This is a genomic window from Staphylococcus sp. 11007852, assembly GCF_011394325.1.
In the GTDB taxonomy this organism is placed as follows: Bacteria; Bacillota; Bacilli; order Staphylococcales; family Staphylococcaceae; genus Staphylococcus; species Staphylococcus agnetis.
In genome coordinates, this window is sequence record NZ_JAANBJ010000035.1 from 1 (window position 1) to 15,102 (window position 15,102).

Below are 15,102 nucleotides of genomic sequence, written 5' to 3' on the forward strand. Positions count from 1 at the left end.
TTATTTATATAGGAATCACAAGTTACTCATTATTTTATAGTCCGATGAAATTAAACGTTAAGCATGATGATTCGAATGATTCATTTTTTAATCCTATATTACGTATTTTTTATCGTGATTTTAAAAAGATTTGTGATGGTATATAAAGAGTTAAATGTCACATAAAAGTGAGACAATATTGTGTACTATCAGTAGAATACAGTTCATTTCTTGATAATCATGTAGTATGATAGAAGTATTATTTAGAAGATGGGGGTGCCCTTTATGAATAACGAATATCCATATAGTGCTGACGAAGTATTACATAAAGCGAAAACGTATTTAGATCAAAAAGAATATGAATATGTTTTGAAAAGCTATCAAATTGCATATAAAGCACATGAAGGTCAATTTCGTAAAAATGGATTACCTTATATCATGCATCCCATTCAAGTTGCAGGCATATTAACCGAAATGCGTTTAGATGGCCCTACGATTGTAGCAGGTTTTTTACATGATGTAATTGAAGATACGCCTTATACCTTTGACGATGTAGTCGAAATGTTTAATGTTGAAGTAGCGACAATCGTTGATGGTGTTACGAAGTTAAAAAAAGTGAAATACCGTTCAAAAGAAGAGCAACAGGCTGAAAATCATCGAAAATTATTTATAGCCATTGCGAAAGATGTCCGTGTTATATTGGTGAAGTTAGCCGACAGATTACATAATATGCGTACATTAAGAGCCATGCCACGAGAAAAACAAATACGCATTTCAAAAGAAACGCTAGAAATCTATGCACCACTTGCACATAGATTAGGTATTAATACAATTAAATGGGAACTTGAAGACATTGCATTAAGATATATCGACAACGTTCAATATTTTAGAATTGTAAATTTAATGAAAAAAAAGCGAAGTGAACGAGAAGCCTATATTGAAAATGCGATAGAAAATATTCGTAAAGAAATGAATCTGATGCAAATTGAAGGCGATATTAGTGGCCGACCAAAACACATTTATAGCATTTATCGTAAAATGATGAAACAAAAGAAGCAATTTGATCAAATATTTGATTTATTAGCTGTTCGAGTGATTGTTTCATCTATTAAAGATTGTTATGCGGTTTTAGGTCTAGTTCACACGTTATGGAAACCTATGCCGGGACGATTTAAAGACTATATAGCGATGCCAAAACAAAATATGTACCAATCATTGCATACGACAGTTGTCGGTCCCAATGGTGATCCGTTAGAAATTCAAATTAGAACATTTGAAATGCATGAAATTGCAGAACACGGTGTTGCTGCTCACTGGGCGTATAAAGAGGGTAAAAAAGTAGATAAAGATAGTGAAACGTATCATAAGAAATTAAACTGGCTGAAAGATATAGCAGAACAAGACCACACCTCCTCTGACGCGCAAGAGTTTATCGAATCCCTGAAGTTTGATTTACAAAGCGATAAAGTGTACGCATTTACACCTGCAAGTGATGTTATAGAGTTACCTTATGGTGCAGTGCCAATAGATTTTGCGTATGCCATTCATAGTGAAGTGGGCAATAAGATGATAGGTGCTAAAGTAAATGGTAAAATTGTACCCATCGATTACGTATTACAAACAGGTGATATTGTCGAAATTCGTACAAGTAAACATTCGTATGGTCCTAGTAGAGATTGGTTAAAAATTGTCAGATCTTCTAGTGCGAAAAGTAAGATTAAAAGCTTTTTCAAAAAGCAAGATCGTTCGTCTAATATTGAAAAAGGTAAATTTATGATTGAAGCTGAAATTAAAGAACAAGGCTTCAAAGTCGAGGAAGTTTTAACCGAGCGGAATATTAAAATTGTCAATGACAAATATAACTTTGCCAACGAAGATGACTTGTTTGCTGCAGTTGGTTTTGGTGGCGTTACATCAAATCAAATTGTTAATAAACTCACAGAACGTATACGTATTGAGAATAAACAAAAAGCACTAAACCAGGCACAATCAGTCACAAAATCAGTGCCTATTAAAGATCATATTACAACCGATTCAGGTGTGTATGTCGAAGGTTTAGATAATGTGTTAATCAAACTATCTAAATGTTGTAATCCAATTCCTGGAGATAAAATTGTTGGATATATTACAAAAGGACATGGCATTAAAGTTCATCGTACCGATTGTCCAAATATACAAAACGAAGCAGAACGTTTAATTGATGTAGAGTGGGTTAAGTCTAAAGATGCCTCTCAAAAATATCAAGTAGACTTAGAAGTAACGGCCTATGATCGTAATGGATTACTTAATGAAGTATTACAAGCCGTGAATAGTACGTCGAGTCATCTCGTTAAAGTAGCTGGTCGTTCAGATGTAGATAAAAATGCTGTCATTAATTTAAGTATTATGGTAAAAAATGTACATGAAGTATATAAAGTAGCTGATAAAATAAAACAGCTCGGTGACATTTATACTGTAACACGAGTTTGGAATTAGGAGTGCCATAAATGAAAATTGTAGTTCAAAGAGTGAAATCGGCGGGTGTTCGAAACTCGAATATTCATCGCACTATTGAAAAAGGCTATTGTTTGTTGGTTGGTGTTGGGGAACATTCTACTCATGCTGATGCCGAAATTTTAGCTAAAAAAATTATCAATGCTCGATTATTTGAAGATACAGAAGGTAAACTTAATTTAAATATACAACAAGTCAAAGGTGAAATACTTTCAATTTCTCAATTCACTTTATTTGCCGACGTTAAAAAGGGAAATCGACCGAGTTTTACTAAAGCAAAAGCACCAAATGAAGCAAATGAAATATATGAAGTGTTTAATCGCGCTTTAGCATCATATGGGTTCGATGTTGTGACTGGTGAATTTGGCACTGATATGACCATCGATATTCAAAATGATGGTCCTGTTACCATTATTTATGAAAGTGAAAACGGCAAAATAATATGAAATACTTTGAGAAATGGTTACGTTCAAAAAATATAGAACCTAAGCGCTTTTATTTTGGTGCCATCATTATCTCACTAGTTTTTATACTCCTTGTAGTGATTAATGCAATCAAAGATAATGCTGATGATAAAATCTATCTGATTGAAGATGCACAAATCCGCACAGGTCCCAATGCGAGTTACCCTGTTTTATTTAATAGTCGCGAAGGTGAAGCATTTAAAGTGATTGGTAAAGAAGGTAAATGGTTAGAAGTCACATCATATGATGATTCACAAAAAGGATGGATTGCAGGTTGGCATACCAATTTAGATATTAAAGAGGATGAGAACCCACATGCACGTCCATTGAAAGGAAAAGTCATTGTTATTGATCCTGGTCATGGTGGCAATGATCAAGGGGCATCAAGTCAGACGGGTAAAAATACCCTTGAAAAAGATATGACTTTAAAAACGAGTCTAGAATTAAAAGATAAACTTGAAAAAGAGGGCGCTAAAGTTAAATTAACACGTAGTGATGATACGTACGTACGGTTAAAAGACCGAAAAGCCACGGGTGACGCTTTTATTAGTATACATAATGATGCTTTAGAGTCGAACAAAGCAAATGGCGCTACCGTATACTGGTATCATGAACAACAAGAAATGTTAGCACAAACTCTGAATGCAAGTATTCAAAAAAAGGGCATGCTTTCAAATCGTGGTGTACGTCAAGAAAATTTTCAAGTTTTGAGACAAACAGATATGCCTGCTGTACTTCTTGAACTTGGCTACATTAGTAACCCTACTGATGAAGTGATGATAAAAGATAACAATCATCGCCAAGTGGTTGAAAATGCTTTAGTGGAAGGCCTTAAAAATTATTTTTTAAGTTAATATCTTGAAAACCTCAATAAAAACATGTATGATAATTACTGAATTTGATAAATAAAACCGATTGTATTCTTGAAATTGAATGTTTTTAACTTGTTATAGAGAGTTTATACGTGGCTGAAATATAAACCTTGTTTGCATTCATTTGAACACAAGAAGAGGTGCTTTATGAAAATAAAGCCGTCTTGCTTACGTTATGAGCTATTGAGTGAGTACATGGTCTTCATGTACTTAAATTAGGGTGGCAACACGGCTAAAGTACGTCCCTTGTATGTGGTTACGCATGCAAGGGGCTTTTTTATTTAAAAAAATAAGGAGGATGGACTGATGATTAATATTCCTCGTGGAACACAAGACATATTACCTGAAGAATCGCCTAAATGGCGTTATATTGAGTCAAAGTTACATCAATTAATGGAAGTGTACAATTACCAAGAGATTCGAACACCAATATTTGAAAGTACGGATTTATTTGCTAGAGGTGTTGGTGATTCAACAGATGTTGTACAAAAAGAAATGTACACGTTTAAAGATAAAGGCGACCGTAGTATTACATTACGTCCAGAGGGGACAGCAGCAACTGTAAGAAGTTACATTGAAAATAAAATGCAAGGTCTAGCGAATCAGCCAGTTAAGCTTTATTATAACGGTCCAATGTTTCGTTATGAAAGAAAGCAAAAAGGACGTTATCGTCAATTTAACCAATTTGGTATAGAAGCTATTGGTGCTGAAAATCCTAGTATTGATGCTGAAGTTCTAGCAATGGTGATGCACATTTACCAGTCTTTTGGTTTAAAACATTTAAAACTTGTCATCAATAGTGTTGGTGATGCAGAATCACGTGTAGAATATCAAGAGGCATTAAGAGCGCATTTCAAACCGGTGATTCATACGTATTGTCAAGATTGTCAAAACCGTATTGAAACGAATCCAATGCGTATTTTAGATTGCAAAGTTGATAAAGATAAACCAGAAATGAAGACAGCACCATCCATTACAGATTATTTAAATGATTATTCAAAATCATATTTTGATGCGGTAAAAGCACATTTAGATCGCTTAGGCATACCATATGTCGTTGATCCAAATCTTGTTCGTGGTTTAGACTATTACACGCATACAGCTTTTGAATTAATGATAGATAATGAAGACTATAAAGGCGCAATTACAACATTATGTGGCGGTGGACGCTACAATGGTTTGTTAGAACTTTTAGGTGGTCCAAATCAAACTGGTATTGGCTTTGCATTGAGTATTGAGCGTCTTCTTATGGCACTTGAAGAAGAAGGAATTGAACTTCCCCATACGTCACATTTAGATTTGTTCATCGCTACAATGGGCAACGATGCTGATGACTATGCAGTGAAATTATTAAACGATTTACGACACGAAAATATTCGCGTTGACAAAGATTATTTATCACGCAAGTTAAAGGGTCAAATGAAGCAAGCTGATAGATTAAATGCAACGTATACCATTGTACTCGGGGATCAAGAACTTGCGACAAATGAAGTTGCAATCAAACACATGGCTACGGGAGAAAGTCATACGATTAAATTAAATGAAATTGCACAATTTATAAATGGAGGAAAAGCATAATGACACCACGTACTACTTATTGTGGATTCATAACAGAATCATATTTAGGTCAAGAAGTTACATTGAAAGGATGGGTGCATAATCGTCGAGACCTTGGTGGACTCATTTTTGTTGATGTTCGTGATAGAGAGGGGATTGTACAAGTAGTTTTTAATCCTGACTTCTCTAAAGAAGCGTTAGAAGTTGCAGAACGCATTCGCTCAGAATATGTAGTTGAAATTAAAGGAACTGTAACTAAAAGAGATGCTGATACCATAAACCCTAAAATCAAAACGGGTCAAGTGGAAGTACAAGCATCCCATATTCAAATTATCAATAAATCTGAAACACCACCATTCTCAATTAATGATGAAAATGTAAATGTTGATGAGAATATTCGATTAAAATACCGTTATTTAGATTTACGTCGTGAGGAATTTGCACGTACTTTCAAATTACGTCATCAAACAACGCAAGCCATTCGTCGTTATTTAGATGATGCAGGATTTTATGATATTGAAACACCTGTATTAACAAAATCAACACCAGAAGGAGCTAGAGATTATCTTGTCCCATCTCGTGTTCATGAGGGTGAATTTTATGCATTACCGCAATCACCACAATTATTCAAACAATTATTAATGATGAGTGGTTTTGATAAATACTACCAAATTGTTAAATGTTTTCGAGATGAAGATTTACGTGCTGACCGTCAACCTGAATTTACACAAGTTGATATTGAGATGAGTTTTGTTGAACAAGAAGACGTAATGCAACTTGGAGAACAAATGTTAAAAGCTGTCATGAAAGATGTAAAAGGGATTACTATTGATGAAGCCTTTCCACGTATGACTTATGCCGAAGCGATGGAACGTTATGGTTCGGATAAACCAGACACAAGATTTGGCATGGAGCTGATCGATGTATCTCAACTTGGTAGCATGATGGACTTCAAAGTTTTTACAAGTGCGGTTGAAAATGGCGGACAAGTGAAAGCAATAGTTGTGGAACAAGGCGCCGACAAATATACACGTAAAGATATCGATGGTTTAACTGAATTTGTTAACATTTATGGTGCTAAAGGTTTAGCATGGGTTAAAGTTGTTGAAGACGGTTTAAATGGACCTATTGCAAGATTCTTTGAAGCAGACCATGTTGAAAAATTACGTGAACTCACTGCTGCTCAAGCTGGTGACCTTGTATTATTTGTTGCAGATTCTAAAGACGTAGTGGCACAAAGTTTAGGTGCATTGCGTGTCAAATTAGCAAAAGAATTAAACTTACTTGATCCAAATCAATTCAATTTCTTATGGGTTACGGATTGGCCATTATTAGAATATGATGAAGAGACAAATCGTTATGTTGCAGCTCACCATCCATTTACGTCACCAAAACCACAAGATATTGATAAATTAGAAAGTGCACCAGAAACTGCACAAGCACAAGCCTATGATATCGTGCTTAACGGTTTTGAGCTTGGTGGCGGATCGATTCGTATTCATGATGGCGATATACAATCTAAAATGTTTAAAGCACTTGGCTTTACTGAAGAGAGTGCACAAGAACAGTTTGGTTTCTTATTAGATGCATTTAAATACGGTGCACCGCCTCATGGTGGTATCGCACTTGGTCTTGACCGCTTAGTGATGTTACTGACTGGTGCATCTAACTTACGCGATACGATTGCATTCCCTAAAACGGCATCAGCTACAGATTTATTAACAAATGCACCAAGTGAGGTTTCATCGAAACAATTAGATGAATTATCTTTACGTATTAAACATTAAATTCATATCACTTGCCAAATACATGATATGTGGTATGATGAATGCATAAGATAGTCGTCTGTAGTGTACGTAAGTTCGCTTTATGTATTTTGACCTAACACTCTTTGATCAGGGAGTCCAATGGGTTTTCTTGCAGCGCACACGCCTCTAAAGGAGGACGTGCAAAACAAGAAACAGGACACCCACCTGTATATAGCAGGCCAAAATGATCAAGCACTTTAAACTACGGCATGACGGATTCTATCGGTACGCAAGACGTATGTCTTGCGTATTTTTATGCGTTCAAACAGATTAAAGGAGTTCATTATGAAGCATCAATTTTCGAGAAATGAATTAGCTATCGGACAAGAAGGATTAAAATTACTAGAAAATACAACCGTTGCTGTTTTAGGTGTAGGAGGCGTAGGTTCCTTTGCGGCAGAAGCACTTGCGCGTACAAATATTGGACATATCATCTTGATTGATAAAGATGATGTAGATATAACGAATGTTAACCGTCAATTACATGCATTAACGTCTACCATTGGTCAAAGTAAAGTAAGCTTAATGGAAGAACGAATCAAACTGATCAACCCGAAATGTACCGTAACATCCTTGCACATGTTTTATACTGAAGAAACGTACGAACAATTATTTAATGATTATCAAATTGATTATATTGTTGATGCAAGCGACACTATTATTTACAAAGTACACCTTATGGAACAATGTCTGAACAGAGGGATTAAAATCATCTCTAGTATGGGGGCGGCGAATAAAATTGATCCGACACGTTTCCAAATTACGGATATTTCGAAAACACATACAGATCCAATTGCTCGTGTAATCCGAAATCAGTTAAAACGTAAAGGGATTTATAAAGGCATTCCCGTTGTATTTTCTGATGAAAGTCCAATTGTAATTCGTGAAGATGTGAAAGCTGTAGTCGGCGATGCAAATGGAAAAAACCGTAAAGCGCAAATGCCACCATCATCTAATGCATTTGTGCCAAGTGTGGTTGGTTTGATTTTAGCGAGTTACGTTTGTAATGATATTACGCGTGACATTCCTTTGACACGAATAAAAGATAAATAGACCTAACGCGTTCTATAAAATAGATAAAGGTCAAAACCACTTACAACATTCATATAAAATAAGCCTTCAATAGCCATAAAAGATGATTATTGAAGGCTTATATTATATTTACTTTTTTAAATTATCATAAATGGCTTTAAACTGTTGTTCTGATTTAGAAGTTGTTTTCGGTTGATAGTATTGCTTACGTTTTAGTAAATCAGGTAAATATTGTTGTTTTACATAACCATTTTCATAATTATGAGGGTACTTATAACCAATGGCATGACCTAAATCTTTAGCACCTTGATAGTGACCATCTTTTAAATGATTTGGGATTTGACCAACATGACCTTTTCGAACATCAGATAATGCAGCATCAATAGATTGAATAGCGGTGTTAGATTTTGGAGATAAACAAAGTTCAATCACCGCTTGGCTTAAAGGGATTCTTGCTTCAGGGAATCCGAGTCGTTCTGCCGCTTCAATCGCAGCAAGCGTACGTTGACCAGCTGCAGGCGATGCCAAGCTGATATCTTCGTAACTAATTACTAATAAACGTCTAGCAATTGTTGGTAAATCACCAGCTTGAATTAAGCGTGCCAAATAATGTAATGCTGCATCTACATCACTTCCACGTATAGATTTTTGAAAGGCACTCATCACGTCATAATGCATATCTCCATCTTTGTCACTTAAAAATGCTCCGCGTTGTAAGCAATCTTCCGCATCTTTAAGTGTAATGTGAGGGGGCGTTTCAGTATCACTTAAAACTGCTAATTCTAAAGCATTTAAAGCACTACGAACATCACCTTGACTTTGAGTAGCGAAATATTCAAAAGCGTCATCATTCATTTGCACATTGTGCGTTTTCAGACCACGTTCCTCATTTTCAAGTGCGAAGGTCAAAGCTTTTTTAATATCATTCGTATCTAAAGGATACAGCTCGAATATTTGTGCACGTGAACGAATCGCTGGATTGATAGCATGGTAAGGGTTAGAAGTTGTCGCACCTATCAGTACGATTTTACCGTTTTCTAAATGTGGTAATAAAAAATCTTGTTTTGCTTTATCCAAGCGATGAATTTCATCTAGTAACAAAATAACTTGTCCCGACATTTTAGCTTCATCAACAATCATTTGCATATCTTTTTTTGTATGTGTCACGGCGTTTAATTGGCGAAATTTATATGCCGTACTACCAGCGATTGCCTGAGCAATACTGGTTTTACCAATACCTGGAGGTCCGTAAAAAATCATTGAAGACAATCGTTTGGCGTTAACCATACGTCGAATAATGCCATTCGGACCAACCAAGTGACTTTGTCCAATAACATCGTCTATCGTTTTAGGTCTCATACGAGATGCTAACGGTTCAGTGTTCATAGTTACCCTCCATGTCTAAAATAGCCATACAAATTTTTTAAACCTTTGGCTCTTATTTGTACTCTTTTTGCAATAGTATTATACTAATATAAATAACGATAAATTGTAAGTAAATCGTTTATCAATAATGTGAGGTTATAATATGAAAATTTCAACAAAAGGTAGATATGGGCTTACTTTGATGATTGCATTAGCAAAACGTCAAGGTACGGGATGTGTCTCACTTAAGACAATAGCAGAAGAAAATCAATTAAGCGATTTGTATTTAGAGCAACTCGTTGGTCCATTACGCAATGCAGGATTAATTCGTAGTGTGCGCGGCGCTAAAGGCGGATACGAATTAAAAATGCCAGCTGATGAAATTACTGCAGGAGACATTATACGTCTTTTAGAAGGTCCAATTACAATCGTTGAACGTATGGAATCTGAATCGCCTGCACAGCAACAATTATGGTTACGTATGCGAGATGCTGTAAAAGATGTATTAGATCAAACAACGCTACAATCATTAGCTGAATATCAGGAAAAAGATTATCTAGAAGGATATATGTTTTATATTTAATTTGAACAATAATTTTACAACAATGACACGGTTCGTCGTGCAATCATTGTTGTATTTTTTTAGGAGGTTAAAGAATGAATACATACACATTAAATGACGGTCATATTATCCCACAAATAGGATTTGGTACGTATAAATTAAACGGAGTCGAAGGGGTACATGCTATCCAAAACGCACTCAAAGTGGGATATCGAGTACTTGATACAGCTTATAACTATGAAAATGAAGGTGCTGTGGGCAAGGCAATTGCTCAAAGTAAAGTTGCAAGAGAAGACATTACAATTATTTCTAAATTGCCAGGGCGTTACCAAGCATATGATGATGTGTTTCAAACCATTGAAGAAAGCCTTTATCGCTTAGGCGTAGACTATATTGATATTTATTTAATTCACTGGCCCAATCCTAAACAAGGCTTATATGTTGAAGCATGGAAAGCGATGATTGCTGCAAAAAAAGCGGGTTTAATTCGTTCAATAGGTGTGTGTAATTTTTTACCGGAATATATAGAAACGTTAAAACAAACTACAGGTGTTCTACCCGTGCTAAATCAAATAGAGTTGCATCCTTATTTCAACCAAGAAGCGATGTTTTCATATCATGAAGAAAATCAAATCTTAATTCAAGCATGGAGTCCTATCGGTCGAGATAATGGCTTATTAAAGGAACCTATTTTGCAAGAATTAGCTCATAAATACACTAAATCAGTTGTACAAATTATTTTAAGATGGCATATACAAAGAGGCATAATGCCAATTCCAAAAGCAACATCGCATGCTAGACAACTTGAAAATCTTCAAATATTTGATTTTAATATTTCTGACGCGGACATGACATTGATTAACCAATTATCAAAAATTGATGGAAGACGAAAAGGACAAGATCCTTCGATTTATGAAGAATTCTAACACCGGGTTTAAATAAATGTGGTTTGTGGAATGATTATATTATCTCAATTAATTGGAGGGATATATATGTCATTAGATAAAGGTAAAATGGACCAAACTAAAGGCTCAATTAAAGAGTCAGTTGGCAAAGCGACAAATAATGAATCACTTGAAAATGAAGGTAAACAAGATAAAGTGGCAGGTAAAGCTAAAGAAAAAACAGAAGATGCTAAAAACTCAGTGAACGATGCAATGGATAAATTCAAACAATAACCGTTTTAATCTCGAATATTGTTGCATGTTTAACATTCACTCGTAAGGGTATTCACATAATATCTTGAACAAGGAGGTATCCATAATGGATAAAAAACAAGGCGAAGAATATTTAGATAAAGCTAAAGACGCTTATGACAAGTATCAAGATAAACAAAATGGTGAAAATAACGACAACAATGACGATAAAGGCGGCTTAGCTGACAAAGCTAAAGACGCATTTAACAAATTTTCTGGCGATAATAAATAAATGTGAAAAGCAATGGGTCTTTTAGATCCATTGCTTTTTTGTGTCATTACGTCAGGAATGATTGATTTCATCTATAACTTCCTTAAAATATTGATAAGAACGGTGTTGTAAAGTAGTGTCATAAATATAACTTACTGTCATGATTTCATTAATTGCACCATAGTGTGCGATAAAGTCTTTAATTTTTTCTTTAACCGTTGCTTTGTCACCAACTAATGACCCTGCAATGCGTTGTTCAGCTAATGCGATGATACGCGGTGATAATATTTGAGTCAAGTCTTGAACAGGTGGTTGCATTTTTTGCATACGTCCATTCAATATACTCGCGAAGACTTGTGCTTGTGTAGTTGCTAAGTAATTTGCCTCCTCATTAGAATCAGCTAAAATAGCATTAAGACACACGATGATGTAGGGTTCGGATAAATATTGTGATGGTTCAAATAATTCTCTGTAGATAGCCAGTGCTTCCTTCATTTGTTGAGGGGCAAAATGACCAGCAAATACATAAGGCAAACCTTGTCGGGCGGCAACATGAGCAGAATCAGTAGACGACCCTAAAATATACAAAGGTACTTGTTTATTAACTGCTGGAATGGCTTTAACATATCCTTGATTGGTTTCAGAACCGAAGTATTGTAATAGTTGTTGCACTTCCTCAGGAAATTGATACACGCCATCATGTTGGTCACGACGTAGGGCACTCGCAGTTGCCATATCTGTACCAGGTGCACGACCCAGCCCTAAATCTACACGATCACCATATAACACATTTAACGTACCAAATTGTTCAGCAACAATTAAAGGTGCATGATTCGGTAACATAATGCCACCTGAACCTATACGCATATGGCGCGTCTGGCTTAAACAATGTTGAATTAATAGGGCAGTGGCCGAACTAACTAAATTAGGTGCATTATGATGCTCAGCAATCCAATATCTTTCATAGTTTAACGTTTCTAAGTGTTGCGCCAATGCTGTCATTTGAGCAATTGCTTCTTTTTCATTAGATCCTTCGCGAATTGGTACTAAATTTAATGCAGAGTAACGAATGTGATTTGACATATTAACACTTCCTTCCTCATTACTATACCAAACGACGATTCATACAAATATGAATATGCTTATTGGAATAAAATCCTCTTTACGTTCACGTTTTATCCATAGAATGATATGCTTAAATTAATTAATATATGGTTACTATACTTTATAAACCAGCGACTAGAAATTTTAAGTGTCAAGTGCTAAAATAGGAACATTGAAAATAAGAAAGGACGGACGAATAATGGGTGTATATGCTGATTATGCTGCGACAACGCCAGTAAAGCCTGAAGTCATAGAATCCATGACTAAAATTTACGAAACACATTATGGGAATCCCTCATCTATCCACGCGCAAGGTCGTGATGCGCGACGCTTCTTAGATGAATCAAGACGACAAGTTGCGCAAATATTAAATGCAAATACGAACGAAATTATATTCACGAGTGGCGCGACTGAGTCTAATAATACGGCAATTAAAGGTATTGCGATGGCGAATCAATCCAAAGGTAGACATTTAATTACGACTAAGATTGAACATCATTCAGTACTGCATGTATTTGAATTCTTAGAAACGCAAGGATTTGAAGTAACATACTTAAATGTCGATGAGGATGGTTTAATTGATTTAGACCAATTCAAACAAGCTTTGCGACCTGATACGACACTTGTGTCAATCATGTTTGTCAACAATGAAGTAGGAACAGTTCAGCATATTTATGACATTCAAGATATTCTAAATTCACATTCAGCATTTTTCCATATGGATGCTGTTCAAGCCATCGGTCATTTACCTGTGGATGCCAAAGATTTAAAGGTAGACGCTTTAAGTTTAACAGCTCATAAATTCGGTGGTCCAAAAGGCGTAGGTGTTTTATACGTGAAAAATGGTACGCGTATTCAATATCATCAACAAGGCGGTGAACAAGAAACGAGACGACGTGCTGGTACTGAAAACGTTCCTCAGATTGTCGGCTTAACAACTGCCTTAAAATTAGCTGAAGCACATCGTGATGACAACCAGATTCACATTACTCGTTTAAAAGAATTGCTACTTGTCAGTTTACAAGAGCGTGCCATACCATTTGAATATAACGGTTCAATGATTGATAGCTCGAACCATATTATTAATTTATATTTTCCATTTATAGATGTTGAAACATTGCTAACGCTATTAGATATGGCACAAATTTATGTTTCGTCAGGTTCAGCATGTACTGCCGGATCAACGATTCCATCACACGTCTTATCTGCAATGTATGGTGAACAAGAACGCGTTACGCGCTCTATTCGCATTAGTTTGAATGAAAATGTAACCGAACGTGATATTAAAACAATAGTTGCTGAAATTCAAAAAATATATTTAAAGTTTAAGGAGGAATAACTTTGACAAATCAAAACACACGTGTTGTTGTGGGCATGTCTGGAGGTGTAGACAGTTCAGTTACAGCACATTTACTCAAAGAACAAGGCTATGATGTGATCGGCATCTTTATGAAAAATTGGGATGATACGGATGAAAATGGCGTCTGTACAGCTACAGAAGATTACAATGATGTGATTGAAGTATGTAACCAAATAGGTATTCCATATTATGCTGTTAATTTTGAAAAGGAATATTGGGATAAAGTATTCACATACTTTTTAGATGAATATAAAAAGGGCCGTACACCAAATCCAGATGTCATGTGTAATAAAGAGATTAAATTTAAAGCCTTTTTGGAGCATGCTTTAAAATTAGGTGCAGATTACGTGGCAACCGGTCACTATGCACGTGTTAGACGCCATAACGGACGCGTTGAAATGTTACGCGGGGTCGACAGCAATAAAGACCAAACATATTTTTTAAATCAATTAACGCACTCTCAATTGGAAAAAGTAATGTTTCCTATAGGTGATATCGAAAAAGCGAAAGTACGAGAAATTGCAGAAGCTCAAAATTTAGCAACCGCTAAGAAGAAAGATTCTACAGGTATTTGCTTTATTGGTGAACGTAATTTTAAAACATTCTTATCTCAATATTTACCAGCACAATCTGGCGAAATGCGCACGTTAAATGGTGAACTAAAAGGTAAACACTCTGGACTCATGTACTATACGATTGGTCAACGTCATGGCTTAGGTATTGGTGGCGATGGTGACCCATGGTTTGTAGTCGGTAAAAATTTAGAAGACAATATATTATACGTTGAACAAGGATTCCATCATGAAGCACTTTATAGCGATTATTTAATTGCAACAGATGTCTCATTTGTAAATGACATTGACCTTTCTACCCCTTTAACATGTACTGCGAAATTTAGATACAGACAAAAAGATACTGGTGTAACAGTTACGAAAGAAAATGACGATACGATCCGTGTGACGTTTGATGAACCAGTTAGAGCGATAACACCTGGTCAAGCCGTTGTGTTTTATGATCAAGATGTATGTCTTGGCGGCGCAACGATTGATGATGTGTATAAAGAAAGTGGCAAATTAAGTTATATTGTTTAAGATAATTG

At 35.6% G+C, this 15,102-nt stretch carries 14 protein-coding genes and 1 other RNA gene; 13 read left to right on the forward strand and 2 right to left on the reverse strand.

The window, feature by feature from the left end:
- Positions 1-264 precede the first annotated feature (264 nt).
- From G8Y85_RS10310 to G8Y85_RS10340, 7 genes are all read left to right on the forward strand, one after another.
- On the forward strand, positions 265-2,454 hold the full coding sequence (locus G8Y85_RS10310) for a RelA/SpoT family protein (protein WP_037565469.1): 2,190 nt from the start codon (positions 265-267) through the stop codon (positions 2,452-2,454).
- A gap of 11 nt (positions 2,455-2,465) precedes the next feature.
- Positions 2,466-2,918 carry a D-aminoacyl-tRNA deacylase gene (gene dtd / locus G8Y85_RS10315; RefSeq protein ID WP_037565468.1) on the forward strand — a complete coding sequence of 151 codons (453 nt, stop codon included), beginning with the start codon at positions 2,466-2,468 and terminating at the stop codon, positions 2,916-2,918.
- Positions 2,915-3,790, forward strand: coding sequence for an N-acetylmuramoyl-L-alanine amidase family protein (locus tag G8Y85_RS10320; RefSeq protein ID WP_060551190.1), 876 nt, complete (start codon positions 2,915-2,917; stop codon positions 3,788-3,790). The genes dtd and G8Y85_RS10320 overlap by 4 nt, the downstream gene beginning before the upstream one ends.
- A gap of 324 nt (positions 3,791-4,114) precedes the next feature.
- A complete protein-coding gene (gene hisS / locus G8Y85_RS10325; RefSeq protein WP_060551189.1) occupies positions 4,115-5,386 on the forward strand; it encodes a histidine--tRNA ligase in 1,272 nt (423 codons plus the stop codon).
- Entirely contained in the window at positions 5,386-7,152 is a 1,767-nt protein-coding gene (aspS, locus tag G8Y85_RS10330; RefSeq protein ID WP_103345277.1) for an aspartate--tRNA ligase, read from the forward strand. Before hisS ends, aspS begins: the two co-directional genes overlap by 1 nt.
- A 52-nt stretch (positions 7,153-7,204) precedes the next feature.
- Positions 7,205-7,396: non-coding RNA, 6S RNA (gene ssrS / locus G8Y85_RS10335), on the forward strand.
- Between the two features lie 62 nt (positions 7,397-7,458).
- Complete coding sequence (locus G8Y85_RS10340) at positions 7,459-8,226, forward strand: tRNA threonylcarbamoyladenosine dehydratase (protein ID WP_037565464.1); 768 nt, start codon at positions 7,459-7,461, stop codon at positions 8,224-8,226.
- A 108-nt stretch (positions 8,227-8,334) separates the two neighbouring features.
- Here the strand turns inward: G8Y85_RS10340 and G8Y85_RS10345 are convergent, their stop codons facing one another.
- Positions 8,335-9,591: a replication-associated recombination protein A gene (locus G8Y85_RS10345; protein ID WP_107371591.1), complete on the reverse strand. Its 1,257-nt coding sequence runs from the start codon at positions 9,589-9,591 to the stop codon at positions 8,335-8,337.
- Between the two features lie 142 nt (positions 9,592-9,733).
- Between G8Y85_RS10345 and cymR the strand changes: the two genes are divergently transcribed.
- The 4 genes from cymR (at position 9,734) to G8Y85_RS10365 (ending at position 11,560) form a co-directional block, all read left to right on the forward strand.
- Positions 9,734-10,153 (forward strand): cysteine metabolism transcriptional regulator CymR, encoded by a 420-nt coding sequence (gene cymR / locus G8Y85_RS10350; protein WP_060551185.1) that lies wholly within the window; start codon positions 9,734-9,736, stop codon positions 10,151-10,153.
- 74 nt (positions 10,154-10,227) lie between these two features.
- A complete protein-coding gene (locus tag G8Y85_RS10355) occupies positions 10,228-11,058 on the forward strand; it encodes an aldo/keto reductase (RefSeq protein ID WP_103345275.1) in 831 nt (276 codons plus the stop codon).
- 66 nt (positions 11,059-11,124) lie between these two features.
- A complete protein-coding gene (locus G8Y85_RS10360; RefSeq protein WP_103345274.1) occupies positions 11,125-11,310 on the forward strand; it encodes a CsbD family protein in 186 nt (61 codons plus the stop codon).
- A gap of 85 nt (positions 11,311-11,395) precedes the next feature.
- The gene (locus tag G8Y85_RS10365) at positions 11,396-11,560 is read left to right on the forward strand and encodes a hypothetical protein (RefSeq protein WP_164671788.1); all 165 of its coding nucleotides are present in this window, start codon (positions 11,396-11,398) and stop codon (positions 11,558-11,560) included.
- A gap of 51 nt (positions 11,561-11,611) precedes the next feature.
- Here the strand turns inward: G8Y85_RS10365 and G8Y85_RS10370 are convergent, their stop codons facing one another.
- A complete protein-coding gene (locus tag G8Y85_RS10370) occupies positions 11,612-12,622 on the reverse strand; it encodes an LLM class flavin-dependent oxidoreductase (RefSeq protein ID WP_103345273.1) in 1,011 nt (336 codons plus the stop codon).
- 220 nt (positions 12,623-12,842) lie between these two features.
- On the opposite strand from G8Y85_RS10370, the gene G8Y85_RS10375 reads away from it, so the two are divergent.
- Both G8Y85_RS10375 and mnmA read left to right on the forward strand, forming a co-directional pair.
- A complete protein-coding gene (locus G8Y85_RS10375; RefSeq protein WP_165805785.1) occupies positions 12,843-13,982 on the forward strand; it encodes a cysteine desulfurase family protein in 1,140 nt (379 codons plus the stop codon).
- A gap of 2 nt (positions 13,983-13,984) precedes the next feature.
- The gene (gene mnmA, locus G8Y85_RS10380) at positions 13,985-15,094 is read left to right on the forward strand and encodes a tRNA 2-thiouridine(34) synthase MnmA (protein WP_165805786.1); all 1,110 of its coding nucleotides are present in this window, start codon (positions 13,985-13,987) and stop codon (positions 15,092-15,094) included.
- The last annotated feature ends 8 nt before the right edge of the window (positions 15,095-15,102 follow it).